The sequence below is a fragment of the Larkinella harenae genome (genome assembly GCF_054780515.1).
Genome location: NZ_BAAGWE010000006.1, coordinates 259,900 through 277,455, shown reverse-complemented (window position 1 = coordinate 277,455; position 17,556 = coordinate 259,900). Strand labels below are relative to the sequence as shown.

General features: G+C 50.1%; 16 protein-coding genes. 8 read left to right on the top strand and 8 right to left on the bottom strand.

Features of this window, described 5'->3' with window-relative positions; translation table 11 throughout:
- Positions 1-35: 35 nt before the first annotated feature.
- Positions 36-740, top strand: coding sequence for an SIR2 family NAD-dependent protein deacylase (locus ACYVH9_RS24840; protein WP_460639124.1), 705 nt, complete (start codon positions 36-38; stop codon positions 738-740).
- Here ACYVH9_RS24840 and ACYVH9_RS24835 read toward each other — a convergent pair.
- On the bottom strand, positions 718-1,608 hold the full coding sequence (locus ACYVH9_RS24835; protein ID WP_460639123.1) for a YitT family protein: 891 nt from the start codon (positions 1,606-1,608) through the stop codon (positions 718-720). The two genes, ACYVH9_RS24840 and ACYVH9_RS24835, sit on opposite strands and share 23 nt — an antisense overlap.
- 181 nt (positions 1,609-1,789) lie before the next feature.
- Positions 1,790-2,158 carry a hypothetical protein gene (locus ACYVH9_RS24830; protein ID WP_460639122.1) on the bottom strand — a complete coding sequence of 123 codons (369 nt, stop codon included), beginning with the start codon at positions 2,156-2,158 and terminating at the stop codon, positions 1,790-1,792.
- A gap of 162 nt (positions 2,159-2,320) precedes the next feature.
- Here ACYVH9_RS24830 and ACYVH9_RS24825 point away from each other — a divergent pair, with 162 nt between their 5' ends.
- Positions 2,321-3,202, top strand: a complete 882-nt coding sequence (locus ACYVH9_RS24825; protein WP_460639121.1) for a bifunctional 5,10-methylenetetrahydrofolate dehydrogenase/5,10-methenyltetrahydrofolate cyclohydrolase — start codon at positions 2,321-2,323, stop codon at positions 3,200-3,202.
- A gap of 48 nt (positions 3,203-3,250) precedes the next feature.
- Here ACYVH9_RS24825 and ACYVH9_RS24820 read toward each other — a convergent pair whose 3' ends face one another.
- On the bottom strand, positions 3,251-6,052 hold the full coding sequence (locus ACYVH9_RS24820; protein ID WP_460639120.1) for a hypothetical protein: 2,802 nt from the start codon (positions 6,050-6,052) through the stop codon (positions 3,251-3,253).
- A 252-nt stretch (positions 6,053-6,304) separates the two neighbouring features.
- On the opposite strand from ACYVH9_RS24820, the gene ACYVH9_RS24815 reads away from it, so the two are divergent.
- Positions 6,305-6,745 (top strand): response regulator, encoded by a 441-nt coding sequence (locus tag ACYVH9_RS24815; RefSeq protein WP_460639119.1) that lies wholly within the window; start codon positions 6,305-6,307, stop codon positions 6,743-6,745.
- On the opposite strand, the gene ACYVH9_RS24810 is transcribed toward ACYVH9_RS24815, so the two are convergent.
- Entirely contained in the window at positions 6,746-7,750 is a 1,005-nt protein-coding gene (locus tag ACYVH9_RS24810) for a hypothetical protein (RefSeq protein WP_460639118.1), read from the bottom strand.
- A 72-nt stretch (positions 7,751-7,822) separates the two neighbouring features.
- The gene (locus ACYVH9_RS24805) at positions 7,823-9,262 is read right to left on the bottom strand and encodes an aldehyde dehydrogenase family protein (protein ID WP_460639117.1); all 1,440 of its coding nucleotides are present in this window, start codon (positions 9,260-9,262) and stop codon (positions 7,823-7,825) included.
- A 54-nt stretch (positions 9,263-9,316) separates the two neighbouring features.
- Between ACYVH9_RS24805 and ACYVH9_RS24800 the strand changes: the two genes are divergently transcribed.
- Together ACYVH9_RS24800 and ACYVH9_RS24795 are read left to right on the top strand one after the other, a co-directional pair.
- Positions 9,317-10,390: a helix-turn-helix transcriptional regulator gene (locus ACYVH9_RS24800; RefSeq protein WP_460639116.1), complete on the top strand. Its 1,074-nt coding sequence runs from the start codon at positions 9,317-9,319 to the stop codon at positions 10,388-10,390.
- Positions 10,391-10,493: 103 nt separating this feature from the next.
- Positions 10,494-12,188 (top strand): hypothetical protein, encoded by a 1,695-nt coding sequence (locus ACYVH9_RS24795; RefSeq protein WP_460639115.1) that lies wholly within the window; start codon positions 10,494-10,496, stop codon positions 12,186-12,188.
- A gap of 2 nt (positions 12,189-12,190) precedes the next feature.
- Here ACYVH9_RS24795 and ACYVH9_RS24790 read toward each other — a convergent pair whose 3' ends face one another.
- The gene (locus ACYVH9_RS24790; RefSeq protein WP_460639114.1) at positions 12,191-12,970 is read right to left on the bottom strand and encodes a hypothetical protein; all 780 of its coding nucleotides are present in this window, start codon (positions 12,968-12,970) and stop codon (positions 12,191-12,193) included.
- 174 nt (positions 12,971-13,144) lie between these two features.
- Positions 13,145-14,203, bottom strand: coding sequence for an AMP-binding protein (locus ACYVH9_RS24785; protein WP_460639113.1), 1,059 nt, complete (start codon positions 14,201-14,203; stop codon positions 13,145-13,147).
- 99 nt (positions 14,204-14,302) lie between these two features.
- On the opposite strand from ACYVH9_RS24785, the gene ACYVH9_RS24780 reads away from it, so the two are divergent.
- The 3 genes from ACYVH9_RS24780 to ACYVH9_RS24770 are packed head-to-tail and all read left to right on the top strand — an operon-like array spanning position 14,303 to position 16,653.
- Positions 14,303-14,761 (top strand): DUF2452 domain-containing protein, encoded by a 459-nt coding sequence (locus ACYVH9_RS24780; protein ID WP_460639112.1) that lies wholly within the window; start codon positions 14,303-14,305, stop codon positions 14,759-14,761.
- A gap of 41 nt (positions 14,762-14,802) precedes the next feature.
- Positions 14,803-15,627 (top strand): 1,4-dihydroxy-2-naphthoyl-CoA synthase, encoded by an 825-nt coding sequence (menB, locus tag ACYVH9_RS24775; protein ID WP_460639111.1) that lies wholly within the window; start codon positions 14,803-14,805, stop codon positions 15,625-15,627.
- Positions 15,628-15,636: 9 nt separating this feature from the next.
- Positions 15,637-16,653 carry a GntR family transcriptional regulator gene (locus ACYVH9_RS24770; RefSeq protein ID WP_460639110.1) on the top strand — a complete coding sequence of 339 codons (1,017 nt, stop codon included), beginning with the start codon at positions 15,637-15,639 and terminating at the stop codon, positions 16,651-16,653.
- On the opposite strand, the gene ACYVH9_RS24765 is transcribed toward ACYVH9_RS24770, so the two are convergent.
- Positions 16,626-17,522, bottom strand: a complete 897-nt coding sequence (locus tag ACYVH9_RS24765; protein ID WP_460639109.1) for an N-acetylmuramoyl-L-alanine amidase-like domain-containing protein — start codon at positions 17,520-17,522, stop codon at positions 16,626-16,628. The genes ACYVH9_RS24770 and ACYVH9_RS24765 overlap by 28 nt on opposite strands.
- Positions 17,523-17,556: the final 34 nt, after the last annotated feature.

The window sequence follows — 17,556 nt, the reverse complement described above, 5'->3', positions numbered from 1 at the left end:
GTCGACGGCGGGTGGTTTTTCTACGCTAGATCCCTATGAAAAAAATTGTCGTTCTGTCGGGAGCGGGCATCAGCGCCGAAAGTGGGTTACGGACCTTCCGGGATTCCAACGGTTTGTGGGAAAACTACCGCGTTGAAGAGGTGGCCACGCCCGAAGCCTGGGCCCGGAACCCGGATCTGGTGCTGGAATTTTATAACCAGCGTCGTAAACAGGCACTCGACGCCCGACCCAATGCCGGGCATTTGGCGCTGAAACACCTGGAACGGTATTTTGACGTAACGATCATTACCCAGAACGTCGACAACCTGCACGAAAAAGCCGGATCGTCGAAGGTGGTTCATCTGCACGGCGAGTTATTCAAGTCGCGCAGCACACGCGACGAGAATCTGGTGTACGACATTTCCGGCTGGGAATTGAAACGGGGAGATCGTTGCGAAAAGGGGTCGCAATTACGGCCCCACATTGTCTGGTTTGGTGAGGCCGTTCCGATGATGGACACCGCCGTTGAAATTGTGTACCAGGCCGAAATTCTGATTATTGTAGGCACATCAATGGCCGTGTACCCCGCAGCGGGGCTGATTGATTTTGCGCGTCCGGGCACCCCGATCTACGTCGTTGATCCCGCAGTACCGGATATACGTCCGCGTAAAAACCTGACGTTCATTCCGGAGCCAGCCACGACGGGATTGTCGCGGCTGGCGGACCAACTGATTTCATCTAATGCAACGGGCGGGCTTTAATCATCCCGCCTTTTACATCGGCAATACTGTGCTCGATCAGAAAAGCTTTTTCATCTACCTCTCCGATTTTATCTTTTAAACGAGTGATTTCCAGACGAGTTACAACGGCATACAGGATATTCACGTCGTTTTCCCGCATCCCCCGCTTGCCAAATCCTTTTTCTCCTTTCAAAACCGTTACGCCACGTCCTAGTTCTTCCGTGATTAGCTGACGAATATCTTCGTGCCGATCCGACACGATCATGACTGCAATGTATTCCTCAATACCGTGAATAATAAAGTCGACGGTTTTGGAAGCCGCCAGATACGTCAACATCGCATACAGTGCGGTTTCCATGTTGATGAAAATAGCAGCCGATCCAAAAATCAGAACGTTGATGATCATGATCACATCCCCTACCGACAAAAACGACCGGCGGCTAATGTAAATGGCCAGTACCTCCGTTCCGTCGAGCACACCGCCACCCCGCATGGCCAGCCCAATACCAGCTCCCAGGAAAAACCCGCCAAAAACGGCAATCAGCAGCTTATCGGTGGTGACCATAGGGTACGGAATAAAGGCCAGACAGAGCGCCAGTAATCCAATTCCTACGGCGGTTTTAAGCGCGAATGCCCAAGAAACCTGTCGGAAACCCATCCAGATGAAGGGGATGTTTACAATAACGACCAAAATAGCCAGGTCAATGCCGGTTTTTAATTGTAACAACAGCGAAATACCGATCACCCCGCCGTCCAGAAAACCGTTGGGTAATAAGAATCCCTTTAGCCCCATTCCGGCGCACAGCACCCCCAGAATGATTAAAAAAACTTCTTTCGTCTCCCGAAAAACGGCAGAATTCTTAGCTCTTTGTATGCGTTTCTTTACCATAGTGTGAAAATCATTAAGTATATAGTTATCCAATCCAGCCAACTTGACGGATTGGAATCAATGCAGAAATAGCAGACGGTGAGTCGTTAATCGACCCACGCCCAATAGGAACGAACCTTCCTTTGGGAATATCTCCAAAGGAATCAGCAGGTTGTTACGGTAAGCTGATCAGGAAGCCAGGTCAAGGGGCGTTGATTGCAATGTGGTGCCCAAAAATACGGCGGAAGTACGAGAAGAAGTAAAACGGTATGCGGTAGGGTTGAAGCAACTTGGCACGTTTCATCAACACCCAAACCGTGGGGATAATCGCAAAAAAATAAAGCGGAATCTGGTGCGAAACCGTCGGGGCCACGATGGCTTCGTTAACGAATGAATCCGTTAAATCATCTGAAAGATGCTCCGTGTTGTCATAAGCCGACGGGGTATCGATAGTGGCTACCTTCAGGACCAGCGCCTGATCTGAACGAACGGACGACCCAGCCCATAAGCCAAGCACCCATCCCATCAGCAGGAGGTTGATCCATAAAAATATCAATCGATAAAACTTCATTAATAAAACGTTTTCAGAGCAAATCAGGTAGGCCTACAATGCGGTTTTTACAAGTATACTAAATTTTATGGTAAAAAACCAGCCTGAATTAGAATATGGTCTAAAATCGAGGTATTTCGTCTGAACAAATCCGCTACCTTTGCTTTTTTATCGAAATTGAGCATGCAACTTCTCGACGGAAAACTCCTCTCCCAACAAATCAAGCAGGAACTGGCGGCTGAGGTCGCCCAAATCAAAGCACAAGACGGCAAGATTCCGCACCTGGTCGCCATTCTGGTTGGAACAGCAGGACGCAGTGAAACCTACGTTGCCAGCAAAATGAAAAGCTGCGAAGAAGTCGGCATGACCTCCACGCTCATCCGTTTTGACGATTCAGTGACTGAAGAAGAACTGATTCAGGCGGTCCAGGATGTCAACAACAACCCGGACATGGACGGTTTGATTGTGCAGCTGCCCCTGCCCGCCCATATTTCGGCCGATAAAGTGATGGAAACCATTGATCCGGCCAAGGATGTCGACGGTTTTCATCCTATCAATATTGGCCGAATGGCCAAAGGGTTACCCGCCTACATTTCCGCCACTCCACAGGGTATTCTGGAAATGCTTAAACGCTACGATATCGAAACTGCCGGAAAGCATTGCGTCGTGGTAGGGCGAAGCCAGATTGTGGGCTTGCCGATGAGTATTCTGATGCAGCGCAACACCAATCCCGGCAATTGCACGGTGACACTGACCCATAGCCGGACCCAAAATCTGCCCGAAATCTGCCGCTCGGCCGACATTTTGATTGCCGCCTTAGGTCGCCCCGAATTTATCACCGCGGAGATGGTCAAAGAAGGAGCCGTGGTGATTGATGTTGGTCTGGAACGCGTAGCCGACTCCACGAAGAAAAGCGGCTTTGCGCTGAAAGGTGACGTCAAATTTGACGAAGTGGCTCCCAAAACGAGTTTCATCACGCCGGTGCCGGGTGGCGTTGGCCTGATGACCATCTGCTCCCTGATGCAAAACACGCTGAAAGCGGCCCGGAAAGAAGTGTATAACTAAGCCCGGAGCTTAGCCGGTAAGGGCAGGATACCATACCCTTACCGGCCATCAAAACCCGAGTCCGATCACCAATGGCTGCACGAGCGGTTGGCGAGTCTGGAAATTATAAAGCGTCCGAACCCCTACTTCAAAGGGTGTACGAAGCCGCATCACATTAAAGACAAACGACACATCCAGCCCCGCCGTGTGGTATTGATCAAACTGTACCCACGACTGTCCATTGACCCGCACCTCCCTTTCTCCCTGCGCGAAATCGTAAAACCCGGCCGCTTTCACCCGCTGAATGTACAGCCATCGCCCAAGCGTCCAGTGCGGATTAAGCAGCGGCAAACGGTATTCGGCACTGCCCACCATCAATTGATTGTAGCTGATGTAGGGCTGCCCACGCGGAAAAAAAACCGTTGGAGCAAACCGGTAATTTCCCGCCATCTGCTGCTGATAGCCCGCCCGCAGCTGTAGCGAATGGTGTTTGCCCAAGCCCGGAAAAAACAAACTGCCTTGTACGCCCCAGACCTCGCCGTTCAAACGACCGCCAAAGGGAGTGGTCCGCCAGACTGCCGAAACCGCCTGCCCCCAACGCGGCCCGACATCCCGTTTGCTTTGTTTCAAAGTCCGGGAATACGCGAACCCGTAGGATAGGTAATGAAGTGCCCCCGATCGGCCTATTTCCGTAATGGGTCGAACGGGCAAATCGTACCCGGTCACCTGTTGGAAACCGTAGTAGGCCGACAGCAATGCACTTTGCAGGTATTTTGAACGGGTCAGCTGCAACGGGACCCGGAAGCCCGCCGTCAGCTGATTGTAATTCCAGGAATCACTCCGTAACGAATCAAGCGGCCCTTGTTGATCAATATAAACGGACGTCGAACGCTTACCCCGTTGAAAACTGACATCCAAAATGGGAAACAGTCCCTGGTAACTAAGATTACCGAAATAGTTGATAGTGCGTTCGGTTTGATCGTACCCTATGCCCACATCGATCTGGGTGGTACTCAGCAAGTCCTGAGATCGAACGCCAATCGTACCACTCTGGCCGTCGGAATTAACGACCGGCCCCCAGCTGTAAATATTAATGGCATTCAGCAGACGATGATACCGGTTTTTCGGAAAATCGGTGGTACGGTCAACGGTATCAGCCAGCGCAGCACGCACCGCTTTACTTCCCTTTTCCTGCCCAACTAGCGGACCAAAATACCGCACCAGCCCATCCGGAACCGACCGCACCGGCCGCCAGGTCGATGGGTTAAGCGGCATTTCGGCAATGCGGTACCCACTGGCCCGAAAATCGTGAAAAGCCAGCTTGTTGCCGTCGACAGAAACCGTTGCGTGGTAAGCCCCCAGCGATCGGGACGTCACCTGAAATTGTTGCCCCGATACGGTGTTCAACGCGTAGATGTTATCGATGCCAGACTGGGGGGAATTATAAAAGACAAAATCTTTCCAGGGCAACGGGTGGCTAATGTTCTGATCGGTCAACGGCATCAAATCCCGGCGATGCCCCGTTTCTGCATCAATGAGCTGAATGGTTTTACCGCCTTTCTTTTTCACCACCGCGACGAGGGTCCGGTTGTCCGACTGCCAGCGGGGTTGTACATAAAAATCATTTTCCGGATTGTCGAGTACCCGTCGTTCCTGCCCCGTTTGCGCATCCAGAATCACCAGCCGGGTCTGGAAAGCCTCATCATTGCGAACCGCCACCAGCTGCGAACCATCCGGTGACAGCGAAGCAACCGCGTAACGGCTGTTGGGAGTAAGTCGTTGAATTTTCTGGGTTTTGAGGTCAAACACCTTAATCTCAGAATTAATTTTCTGGCTGAACCGTACATCGTAGCGGAATTCGGTCCAGCAAATTTTTCCGCCAGCGACCAAAAGCATTTCCGGGTTATTGAACAAGCCAGGCACAAAAACCGTTTTCTCGCGCCCGTTACGGTCCAACCGGACGATCTGAACAATATCGCCCAGGCCGGATTTGACCGCAATCACTTCCTGATCGGACACGTATTGGGGGTACTGATAATTGGTAAAAACGGTTTCGGAGGCTCGTGTCGGAAAAGTAACCGCTTCGGTCAGTTGGAGTCCTTTTTGTTGTTTGTCCCAAACTTCACCAATATCGTTCATCGAACGGCGATACAGCTCTTCAATTGGATATTGCGTTGTTTTTCGAACACCATTGGAGAAGGCAAATGGATAAAGAGGGAATCGAAAGTAGCGGTTTAGGACATTGCTCCACGCATCGGTGCCGTAGGCCCGCTTCAGGTGGGTAGACATAAAATAACCTAACACGTAATGATTGGGTACATTGTCACGGTACGATCCGGCCACCGCCTTGGGGTAATTGAACCGTTTTCCGGCCAGCCAGTTCGCCCGCAACCCCAGGTCAAAATTCGGAATTCGACCGCGTCCGCCCAGGGTAAGTGCCGACTCCGTTCCGACGGCATCGCCCTCCCAAAACCAGTCGGGTACTCCCACCGCCATGGCCGACAAGGCCGTGTTGCCAAACAACGTGTAAGCCACTCCGGTAAAGCCCTGTAATGCTTTTTCGTACTGGACCACATGGCGAAATTCGTGAATAGCCAGCATGTCGAGCCAGTCCAGGTTACCGGTTAAAAAAGGGTCCTGCGGGGGAGCGGCAAAGAACTCCGACCGCCGGGGCAGCATGGTCACAAATCCGTTGCTGAGCATGGTCTGGTTTTGCAAAACAACGGACAGACGACGTGGCTTTTTGTGGAGGGAAGCGCTAACGGGTTCGTAAACCTGTTCCAAACGCCGGGCGGTTTGTTGCGCGGGCTGGTCGAAACCCGCCGGATAAAGAATTCGGAAATGCGGAGTGCGCAGTTGATACCAATGCAAACGAGGTGGGTTTTGATCGAGAACGGGAAGCGTTTGAGCTGTTCCAGTGTATACAATCAACAAAAAAGCGGGAAACCAAAGGCGCATAATCTAGCAAAATCAATCGAACTATTTTCCTGGGCAAGGTATGAAAAACCGGGCAACAATGCGTTCCTGGATAATATTATGAATGCACAAGTTGGCATTAAACCAGAAAACTACTACCTTCAATTCTCGTTATAGAGGTTCTGTCCAGCACCATTAATTCATTGTATGTTGCCTAACCGACCGTTTACCATACTAGTTGCCGAAGATGATGAAGAGGATCGGCTGTTGCTTGATGAAGCCTTTATGCAAAATGGCTTATTCGACTGCGGACGATTTGTCGAAGATGGCGATCAGGTAATGGAGTATCTACAAAATTGCATCGGTCCGGATGCGATCAATCCGCTTCCTTCGCTGGTTATTATGGACATTAACATGCCGCTCCGCAACGGTTTGGAAACACTCCACGCCATTCGGTCTGATAATCAGCTCAAAAACATCCCGGTATTAATTCTAACGTCTTCGCGTCAGGAAGTTGAAAAAGCTTACCGGATGGGTGCCAATTCGTACCTGGTAAAACCCATTCAGTTCAATGAATTAATCCAGATGATTGGCGACGTAACCACGTACTGGCGCGACACCGTCAACCTTCCTTACAACGAATATTGATCAGGATTTAACCATGTGATACATTACCGATGCCTGAAAACGGAGCTCCCGGTAAATCTTGCTGGCCAACAGGCCGTGTCCGGTAAAATAGCGGTGCACGATATTTTTGCTATTCCCCTGAAAATGAAGCGTATTAAGTTTAATTTTCTGCTTTAATAATACATTATACGCAACCGGATAGCCCTCCTTCATTACAATCTTTTTCCGGCCCAACCCAAACTCGTACTCATCCAGGTTATAATTGGTTGCCATACAAATATTGTGATCGAAAGCTGCCCCGTTCCGGCACTCGGATAAATTGCGAATGCGATCCGGTTCTTCTTCGTAAAAAACGTACAAAGCAGTCATGTCGGAGACGCCGGCCCGGTCGCTTTTAATGATCTTTTCGGCCCGAATCTGCTCCATAAACTTCATCAAGCGCGGATCCGTATACAGACCGATTGCCACCTGACAAAACCGGTTAATTCCCTCCCAACTCCAGTAGGACGAGTGCCCCGACGCTGAGCGAACCCACTGATAATCAGCGCCAACATTAAAAGCAGCCAGGTTATTATCCAAGCCTGTATGATTAATGTACGTTGTAATATCCGTATAAATCATGACGTCCGAATCAGCCACAAAAACCCGGCTGTACCCTTCCCGCTTCATCAACTCTTTCACCAGGTACCACCGAACAAAACAAAACAACTCATAATCATAATGATTCGGTGAACTGTGTTGGTAGACCTTGGTAAACTGGTCGCTTTCTTCGTTCAAGTAATCCGTAATGAGATGGTGGCTCAAAAACGGGAAGCGGTCATTCTGAGTATCACCCAACAAATGAATAGGACTCCTTGGATTGGAAAAAACCGCCTGTCTCAGCGTAAACTCCAGATAAGGACTATAATTTTTGTGGATAAAAATTATAGGGATACCGGAGCGGTCTCCGGAATTCCCCATCTCATCGTTGATCGTTCCCGGATAAGTAACCCGAGGTTCAGGTTCAAGCGGAGAAGTATTGATCATTGCTTTTGTTGAGTAAAACGTGGCGCTAATATAGGTATTCTTACTACTTGACCCAATAAATAGCCCAAACGTTTAAATGTACTTCAGGGCAAGATTGATTATTCGCATTATTTTGTTAGAATACGGCGGATACAGGAAACTGGATGCCCCAAATTGCCGTTTGACAATTCCCCTGGCGTTGGAAAATTCCTGAAACCCGTAAAAACCGTTCGACTTTCCGATTCCGCTCTGGTTGACTCCGCCCACTGGCAACTCCGTATGGGCAAAATGAATGACGGTATCATTGATTACGGTATTTCCGGCCGTTGTACGCTCCAGCCAAAACCGGATCGCCGACTCTTTCCGGCTGAAAATGTACAACGCCAGCGGCTTGGCCCGGCTCGTCAGAAAGCGAATTACTTCTTCCCGCGTATCGTACGGAATGACGGGCAGCAACGGCCCAAAAATTTCTTCCTGCATCAGCCGCATTTTAACCGTCACGTTCTCGACCAGCGTGGGTTCCATAAACCGGTCCTCCGGAGCCATCGTTCCCCCCATCGCCACGTTAGCTCCTTTCGCCAACGCATCGTCGAGCAGCCCTTTAAGCCGCTGGAAATGCCGGTCGTTAATAAGGCGGGCGTAACTTTCGGAAGCTTGGACGCCCTTCCCTTCCCCATCGTACATCTCCCGAACCGCATCCCGGATGGCTTTTTTGAACCGGTCCATAACCGAACGCTGCACCATAATAAAATCCGGCGCAACGCAGGTTTGCCCATTGTTGATCCATTTTCCCCAGGCAATTCGGCGGGCTGCGGTTTCGACATCCGCCGTTTCATCGATCAGACAGGGCGACTTGCCACCCAGTTCCAGCGTAACCGAACTCAAATGCCGGGCGGCTGCCGCCATCACGATTTTGCCCACTTCGGTACTGCCGGTAAAGAAAATATGATCAAACGGAAGTTCCAATAAATATTGAGCCAGCGTTGCGTCGCCCTCCAAAACCGCCACTTCTTCGTCCGAAAAGAGCCTTTGTACCATCTCCCGGATAAAGCCGGACGTTGCTGGTGAAATCTCCGACGGTTTTATAATAGCCGTGTTGCCAGCCGCGATGGCCGATACCAGCGGTTTGATGGCCAAATAAAACGGGTAATTCCAGGGCGAAATAATCAGGCTAACCCCCTTGGGTTCGTACCGAATAAAGCTGGAAGTGCCCAACATCGTCAGAGGAGCCGCTACCGAATGGGGTTTCATCCACTGTTTCAGGTTGGCGATCGCCGTATTCAGTTCGTTATTGGTCGCGAATGTTTCCGTCAGTTCCGTTTCGACATCGGGCTTCCGGAAATCGGCTTTAAGTGCCGCAATCAATCCTGAACGGTTTGTCAGCAAATAGTGCTGGATCTTTTTTAGTTTGCCAATGCGCTCTGCCGCGTTCGTTAAAGCCAGATGAGGAGCCTGTTGAAGCTGTGCCTCGAACAATTCCCGGATTCGGGGCTTGTCTATGTCGTCCTTGTTCATACCTGCGTACGTTTTCACGAAAAGTAGAATAATAATACCGAAATACTAATATTTTTGTCAAAACACTTTCTCATGAGTATTGTCAGCAACAATATCAAATACCTACGTCGGCTGAATGGATTGACCCAGGAACAATTTGCTCGACGGATCGGCATCAAACGCTCGCTGCTGGGGGCTTATGAAGAAGCCCGCGCCAATCCTAATCTGGACAACCTGATGTCCATTGCCCGGGCGTTCAACACCACGGTTGACAATTTATTAAAAAGTGATTTACGAAAAATCCGTGAAACACCCGATTTGTCGCTGCCCTTAGACCGACCAGCTGCAACCCATTTTCCGGCTTCGCCCCTGCCCAAGGATTTATCCGAACCCGATAACCCCGCAACAGCTCCCAAGGCGCTGGCGGCAGTTCTCGACAAATACTACCAACACCCTACGGCAAAGACGGCGGTCAGCTTTCAAAAACCGTTGGAAAACCATCCCCAGATCAAGCTGGTAGCCCAGCGGGTTGTGCCACGACCGGTGTCGCGTCGGGAAGGATTTTCGCCCATGACCATTGCCGCTTCCCCGCCTTCTTCGCAGCCTCTTTCGTTCAACAATACCTACGAAAACTCCCGAACAACCGCTGCGCCAGACCCCGTCTACCCTTCTTCCCCGCCGACGGAATCGACCAACCGTATTCAATGGGTTCAAAAACGCCAGTTCAATGAGTACCTGCAACGGTATCAACAACCCGATTTTTTAAACCGGTTATCAATTCTACAACTGCCTTTGCTGCCTCCCGATCATTGCCGGGCCTTCGACGCGGGGGACGAGTTTATTCACCCTGGCGCAGTCCTGATTGGAAAATTCATCCGCAACTGGTACGAAATTGCGGACGGAAAATCCTACGTTCTGCTTATTCAGGGCCAGGGTATCGTCAATCGCCGGGTCTTCAATCAGGTGAAGGGCAAGGGCACGCTCCTGCTTTCCTCCGAATATACTTCTGTCGGTACCCGGGAGGTTCCCCTTCGGGACGTACTGGAAGTGTGGGAAGTAACGGCCTACATCAGTCAGCAGTTGCCGGAAGCCCCCCCTTCACTGGATGGAATCCGCAGTTTGGTGGAAGATTTGCGGTATGAACTCGATCGAATTCAAAAAAAATAACATATCTTTCTCACCAGTACGTTTTAAGATTAATTACTAGACAACAATTACTATTAACCATCTACACAACCCTGAGGACAGCCTGGTAATCAGTAAGCCAAAATTGGCTCGCCGACCTGGTCATGCTGTTTTTAACTGGTTCACCGGCTTCCTGAGCGTTTTCGTCGTTGCCTTTTTCATTTATTATGTATCCATTTATTCCGTCAATTTTCCTTTTCAGGATGACAATAGTTTTTTACTAGCGATTGTAGAACTACAAAAGGGGCTCGGCTGGAAGCATAACTTATATACTTTTTTCCGCCCGGAAAACGACCACCGTATTTTTCTTCCCCGGCTAGTTAGCTATCTCAACTTTATTGTAAGCGGCCATTTAAATTTCAAGAGTTATATTCTGATCAGTTTATTTAATCTGGTCCTGATCACTTTATTTATTTACCGCTTATTCAGGCAAACCAAAACGCCTTTTTATTATTTCCTTCCCATTCCTCTGTTCATTTTTCAACCTCAATACCACGAGGTCAGCATCTGGGCATTAACCGGACTTCAGCATATTAGCCTACTGCTTATCCTCAGTATTTGCATTGTACTACTTCGAAAAACACCGTCAATCTGGACCATCAGCCTCGCTATATTACTCGCTTTTCTGGCCACATTCACCCACGGAAACGGCATTATGGTTTTTGCTACGGGCATCTTTTTACTTCTGCTCGAACGGCGCTATAAACCCCTGATCGTATGGAGCTTATCCATGTTTATAGCAGTAGCAATTTATGTATCGGATTACACGCCGGGCAGTGGCGTAAGCAGTAGTATTAACTGGCTTTACTTGCCCGGTGCCTTTGTCGCCAAAATCGGAGCAATTGTTTCTACCTGGCCAACCGTAGCCATTAAAGGATCAATTATTTGGGGGACACTAATCTGTTTAGTTGTGATTCCGGCGTTGGTAACCGGACTGTATAATTCTTTCCAATCAAATCGAACGAAATCGCGCGTTAATCCTGAATTACTGGCCTATTTTTGTTTTATTTTTTTAACCATTGGCTTAATCGCTTTTTTTCGTTCGACCTCAGAAATTCTGCTGGAAAATCGTTTTAAAATATACGCAGTTTTCAGTGCTGTTCTTTTTTACTTACTACTGCTTAACCGGTTTCCCCGGGGGCGAAAAATCGTATTGATTTCCTTTACACTCTTCGCCAGTTTCTTTTATATCAATTCGTATTTCTTTTACACCACTGAGGTTGTTAACAAACACAGCCGTTACGTTGCCGACACCTATAACTGGCCCCGGCATCGCGACGAACTTTGTAATTTCAGTTCCATAGAAAAGAGTTTGTACTTTCTGGAGCCGGCCTATGAAAAAGGATACTGGATTCCTCCAAACCCCCTCGATGGTGTTGACAAACTGGTGCAGAACGCCCTTCAGCAGAGTGATTTCCGGTCTTTCCCGCTCCTGACCCAGCATTTCCTTCACGAAGAAAGCCACCTGCCCCAGCTATTCATCGGCATTGAGGATTTTCCGTTGCGTCGGCAGCACATGCGCGACAATCTGTTCATTGTCCTGCACGATGAAAAACAGCACATGACATACCTGACGGGTACCCTACCCAAAGTAGCGGGCTGGCGCCGGTTGCTAACGCAGGGCACCTATTTTGGAAGTGGTTTTTCGACGGTTATTCCGTTGAATGCGATGAAAACCGGCCAATACCGGCTGGGTAGCCTCCTGACCCGAGAAAATCAGCCAGTAGAACTGATTATGACTACTCAGATCGTTTCCATCACTCAGGATACCAATCCTTGATTTCAGGGCTGCATCAGGCGGGTAAACAGCTTACGAAGTTTTCCAACAGCCTCTTCCTCCCCGATCACCGACGTACCAACTTCGTACCATTCGGGCGTACCGAGATTTACATACTGTCCGGTTTTTCGAGGCAGATTCGGCAGCGCTTCTTCCCGGTTGTATTCAACTCCATAAACCACTTCCATCATCGCTTTCAGCTCTTTCCAGGGTAGCGTGACGGATCGGTTCTGATTGTTCTTTCGGAGTTCCAGCCCAATTTCCCGCCGACTGAACGAAGCTTTCAACTGAACCTCGGACCGAATGCCGGAGTTGATGTCAACATAGGTTAACTCGAACGGTTTTTCCTTTCCCGATACCTCATAGACCGCCTGAATTAGCTCCTGGCTGAGAAACTGCCAGTCGGCAGGCAAAGAAGGCGCTCCCGACTGTGAGCCCTGGGTTTTTGTTTCGATCGTCACCAGAAAATAATCCTGATTGTCACTCAATTTGTCTTCATCAAACGGTTTCAACCGGGTTTTACGAACCAGATTTTCAAGGGTTTGCTGCCAGACCGCCGGTAAGTACCCCGACCAGTGGTAATCATCGTCACCGGTAAAGCCTTCGCCAACAATTTCATCCAGTTCCATTTCCTCCCGATCGGTATAGGTCATGGTGATTTCGATGGGCACTTTTTTATCCACGACGGACCGCAGCACAATCGTAAAAAAATGCGCATAGGGCGGAGGAACCACTAAGGCCGTCTGGTAACGAATTTCCAGGGTATCGAAGAGTGAATCAGACATTCTGGGCGAAAAACGGTTTTGAACAGGTGAAATCAGCTGGTTTGCAAAAGTACAGCACAGGCGTTAAAACCCCTGCACTGGTCGTTGCGATCGGTAGGAAAATAAAATAGTTGTCTCAAAAAGACGACTATCTAGCCACTGTCAACAAAATAGTTTATTAGCCCAGACATTACTTTACTGCGTCTGGAAGGAATGGGCAATTGCCCTTTTATCGACCTTACCGGTGGGGGTTTCCCTAAAAGCCGGTGTGCAAATCCGTTGCTTCGGAACAGCGTACGCGCCCAGCTCTTGCCGAATTACACGGTCAACGGTTTCGGCCAGGCGCAGAGGCCAGTCATGCCGGGTTTCCAGAAACAAGGTAACGCGTTGGCCGAGTCGGGCATCAGGCAAGCCGTAAATAAAAAACCGCATGGTCAGCTGTTCCTGCGACAGCACGCCCGCAATGATTTCCTCGATCCGTTCCGGCTGTATTTTTACCCCTCCGCTGTTGATAATGGAGTCGGCCCGACCCAGCAGCCGGAAATGAGTTTCATCAATCACCTCGACAACATCGTTGGTCTGAACGGTTTCAAAATCAGTAGCCGCGGCCCGGATATGCAGGCAGTTGCGTTCATCAACCCCGATTTCGACGCCCGTCAATATCTGAAATACCGAGGTTCGTTCAGCGCCGTTCATCCGACGAATCGCGATGTGCGAAACGGTTTCGGTCATGCCGTACGTGCTGTACACCGGCGCTTTGATCTGTTGCAACCGGTCGGCCAGTGCCTGGTCCACGGCGGCCCCTCCCACCAGAATGGCTTTCATGTCATTCAGAATCGGCAACGAATGATCCGGATGATCGAGCATTGTGTGCAGTTGCAAGGGCACAAATGCCGCAAACGCAAATCGTTCGGTGGTGTCAAACACTCGGAGTGGATTTGCTCCGGGCTCAGTCACCAACAAGTCCAGGCCCAGTTCCAACCCGCGCACCAGCATCATCACCCCCGCAATGTATTCTACATTCAAACACGCCAGCGCCCGGTCGTCGGCTTGCAGTCCGAAGGTTTGCCCCGTCAATCGGGCGCTGGCGGCCATCTGCCGGCGACTGAGCTGAATGGATTTGGGTAAACCCGTTGAACCGGACGTGTGTAGCTCGAAAAAAGGCTGTCCTGAAAGCCATTGCCGACAAAATGCCACGGCCTTGGCTTCGTAATCGGTTTGGGGTGCGGGTAAATATCCGGGGGCTATTCGCATGAGTTGTACGGATTGAATCGCAAAAATACGCTACTTTTGCCCCGATTTTGTTAATAGTAGTGTTAACAAGATTGCTATTCTACAACCGCCCACACGATTATGGAAAATGAAGAATTTGAAAATCCAATTTCGGTTGACAAAGTAGCTACTAATCCGGGGCTGCTGGAATACGCACATTCCGTAGGTAGTGCCGTAATCAAGCCGGAAGACAAAGGCAAAATCAAAGGCCGGGCCGTGGTTGCGATGCGCGAACAAACCGACCTCCAGTTGTCGCAACTGTACCGGCAAATGCAATTACTGGCCGAGCAGGCCACTGCCATCCGCAACCGGGTTGAAATTTCAGAACGGATTTACGGCGCCCAAATGGGTTTTGAGCCAATCGTTGGTCATACGTATTACTTCTACGAGAAAAAAGACGGCACCGATGTGCTGTCGATGATTGCTCCCCACGAATGGGGACGGGTCAATCCGTTCCGCCGTTGCGTTGCCACCGTCCGCATGATGGCCGACCACACCTGGGACGTTACCTACCACGACAGCGATTTTTCGGAAGTGTAAGCATACTTTTTGTTTCATTCATTTTTTTTAGACGGCTAACCATGCAAAGCAACTATCCCTGGGAAACCATTAAAGAATACCGCGAGATCTTGTTTCAATATTACGAGGGCGTTGCTAAAATCAGCATCAATCGCCCCGAAAAACACAATGCCTTTACGCCCCTGACGGTGAAGGAAATGAGCGAAGCGATGGAGCTGGCCCGGCAGGACGATCGCGTGGGCGTGGTCATTCTGACCGGCGAAGGCGGTAAGGCTTTTTGCAGCGGAGGTGACCAATCGGTGCGGGGGCATGGCGGTTACGTCGGCGAAGATCAGGTGCCGCGCCTGAACGTGTTGGACCTGCAAATGCAGATCCGGCGTATTCCCAAACCCGTGGTGGCGATGGTGGCCGGCTGGGCCATTGGCGGTGGCCACGTGCTACACGTTATCTGCGACCTGACCATCGCGGCCGAAAATGCCCGCTTCGGTCAGACAGGTCCCAAGGTCGGCAGCTTTGATGGTGGTTTTGGAGCCTCTTATCTGGCTCGTATCGTCGGTCAGAAAAAAGCCCGCGAAATCTGGTTTTTGTGTGACCAGTATGACGCCAAAGAAGCCCTGGACATGGGGCTGGTCAACAAAGTAGTACCACTGGAACAACTGGAAGAAGCAACCCTGGAATGGTGTCGTAAGATGCTGGAGAAAAGCCCTATTGCCCTCCGGATGCTGAAAGCCGCTTTCAATGCGGAGCTGGACGGCCAGGCGGGTATTCAACAATTAGCCGGCGATGCCACCTTATTATATTATCTATCGGACGAAGCAAAAGAGGGCAAAGATTCGTTCTTAGAGAAACGCAAACCCGATTTCAGTAAATTCCCTAAATTTCCCTAAGCCGTACCCATGATTGATCTGCATATTGAGTCGCAGTCGAGTGTTCCCAAATACCGTCAAATCGTCAACGCAGTGATTAATGGCATTGAAATTGGCACCTTGAAAAAGGACCAGCAACTGCCATCGATTAACGAATTGAGCGAAGAATATTACCTGGCCCGCGATACGGTTGAAAAAGCCTACAATTACTTGAAAAAGGAAGGTATTATTCAGGCCGTGCAGGGTAAAGGTTTTTTCATTCGTCGGGATGGCCCCGGCCAGCTGCGGGTTCTGTTGCTGATCAACAAGTTTAGTGCTTACAAAAAAATCATCTATTATTCGATGGTGAATGCGCTGGGCCAGAATGCCGTGGTTGATTTGCGCATTCACCACCACAGTGCACAGCGGTTCAAGAAATTGCTGGAAGAAAACCTGGGCCAGTACCATTATTACGTGGTGATGCCCCATTTCTACGAAGAAACCGAACAGGTGAATGTCGTCAAGTTGCTGGAACAAATTCCGGCGAACCAGCTCATTTTGCTGGATCGTGATATTTCAGAACTTCAGGGTGCCTACTCAACGGTTTATCAGCAGTTCGACCGCGACATTTACGAAGCGCTGGAATCAGGACTGGATGTGCTGGCAAAATACCGTCAGCTGACGCTGGTATTTCCGAAAGAAGTGTATTATCCGCGCGAAATTGTCCGGGGCTTTCGCAACTTTTGCGTTCACCACCAGAAGGAGTTTGAACTGCTCGACACCCTGACGGGCCGCCAGTTGCAACCCGGAACGGCCTACATCGTACTTGAAGACGGCGATCTGGTCGAGTTGGTTCGGCAGGTCAAACAGCGCGGACTGCAACTGGGTCAGGATATTGGCGTTCTGGCGTTCAACGAAACCCCACTCAAAGAAGTACTGGCCGACGGTATTGCGGTTCTTTCTACCGATCACGAAAGAATGGGGGAAACCGCAGCCCAGCTGATCCTGGAAAAACGGCACGAAAAAGTAAAAAACCCGTTTCAGTTGATCCGGAGGGCTTCGCTGTAAGCCAGATTTTGCGGAGCGCTTTCCCGTAAACGAGCTACCCGGATTCCTGAAAACTGGCGGTTCCACTGCACATACTCCGCCAGGGGTTCTTCCGAAATCATGACCTCGCCGTACTGGGAAGACGCGTGCAGCAAATGGGCCCGGCGAGTTCCATCGGTGGCAGTTTTCCAGACAACAAAACCGACGTGCTTCATGTCCAGACCCGGACGGGAAGCAGTCAGCATAATAATGTCACCTTCTTTCAGACCGCATTCCACCTCCCGGATTTGCTTTTTGGGGATGAACCAGAAACTCTGCTGGCTGATAGCCGATTCAATGAGGGCAATCTGCTGACGGTTTTTTGGATCGGAAAGCTGGGGGTATTTCCAGGTACTTTTGGTCATGTATGACACCGGTTTGGAGACTTGAATGCCGCCGATGGTGCGCGTTACATCCTGCAAAATTCCCTTCTGCTCGTTGTCCACCAGCCATTCGGAGAAGTAGTGCAGCCGACTGGCAAACCCGTTGATGCGTCCACCCCGGTACCGGATTTTGGTTAGATTTTCCCGAAAAAAGCGATCAAACCGGGCCGAATCTGTGTAACTGATCAGCTGATGACGGGCCAACGACAAGGCCAGCGTCGTTTCCAGAAAGGTAGTGCAGTCAAACGTTTTGAAATTCACCACCAGCTGCTCGGTTTCGTTACCATCCAGTGTATGCGCCACATACGGTCTTCCCTGAAACGATTTACTGATCAACACGGCGGTTTCGGCCGGCGTTGCGCCGGGGGCTACTTTCACCTGCCGGAGGGAAAAATCGGGCGTTGCAGGTTGGGCAAACGAATACGAAAATGGTAAAAAAACGACCAGATAGGTAAACAATTTCTTCATTCAGCGACGGTGGTTACGAAAAGCGCAAACGGTT

Excerpts from the sequence above, each read along its gene's own strand:
- ACYVH9_RS24810 (WP_460639118.1), bottom strand. The coding sequence starts at position 7,750 with ATGATCAATACTTCTCCGCTTGAACCTGAACCTCGGGTTACTTATCCG.
- ACYVH9_RS24790 (WP_460639114.1), bottom strand. The coding sequence starts at position 12,970 with ATGTCTGATTCACTCTTCGATACCCTGGAAATTCGTTACCAGACGGCC.
- ACYVH9_RS24785 (WP_460639113.1), bottom strand. The coding sequence starts at position 14,203 with ATGCGAATAGCCCCCGGATATTTACCCGCACCCCAAACCGATTACGAA.
- ACYVH9_RS24815 (WP_460639119.1), top strand. The coding sequence starts at position 6,305 with ATGTTGCCTAACCGACCGTTTACCATACTAGTTGCCGAAGATGATGAA.
- ACYVH9_RS24800 (WP_460639116.1), top strand. The coding sequence starts at position 9,317 with ATGAGTATTGTCAGCAACAATATCAAATACCTACGTCGGCTGAATGGA.
- ACYVH9_RS24765 (WP_460639109.1), bottom strand. The coding sequence starts at position 17,522 with ATGAAGAAATTGTTTACCTATCTGGTCGTTTTTTTACCATTTTCGTAT.
- ACYVH9_RS24830 (WP_460639122.1), bottom strand. The coding sequence starts at position 2,158 with ATGAAGTTTTATCGATTGATATTTTTATGGATCAACCTCCTGCTGATG.
- ACYVH9_RS24825 (WP_460639121.1), top strand. The coding sequence starts at position 2,321 with ATGCAACTTCTCGACGGAAAACTCCTCTCCCAACAAATCAAGCAGGAA.
- ACYVH9_RS24770 (WP_460639110.1), top strand. The coding sequence starts at position 15,637 with ATGATTGATCTGCATATTGAGTCGCAGTCGAGTGTTCCCAAATACCGT.
- ACYVH9_RS24840 (WP_460639124.1), top strand. The coding sequence starts at position 36 with ATGAAAAAAATTGTCGTTCTGTCGGGAGCGGGCATCAGCGCCGAAAGT.
- ACYVH9_RS24780 (WP_460639112.1), top strand. The coding sequence starts at position 14,303 with ATGGAAAATGAAGAATTTGAAAATCCAATTTCGGTTGACAAAGTAGCT.
- menB (WP_460639111.1), top strand. The coding sequence starts at position 14,803 with ATGCAAAGCAACTATCCCTGGGAAACCATTAAAGAATACCGCGAGATC.
- ACYVH9_RS24835 (WP_460639123.1), bottom strand. The coding sequence starts at position 1,608 with ATGGTAAAGAAACGCATACAAAGAGCTAAGAATTCTGCCGTTTTTCGG.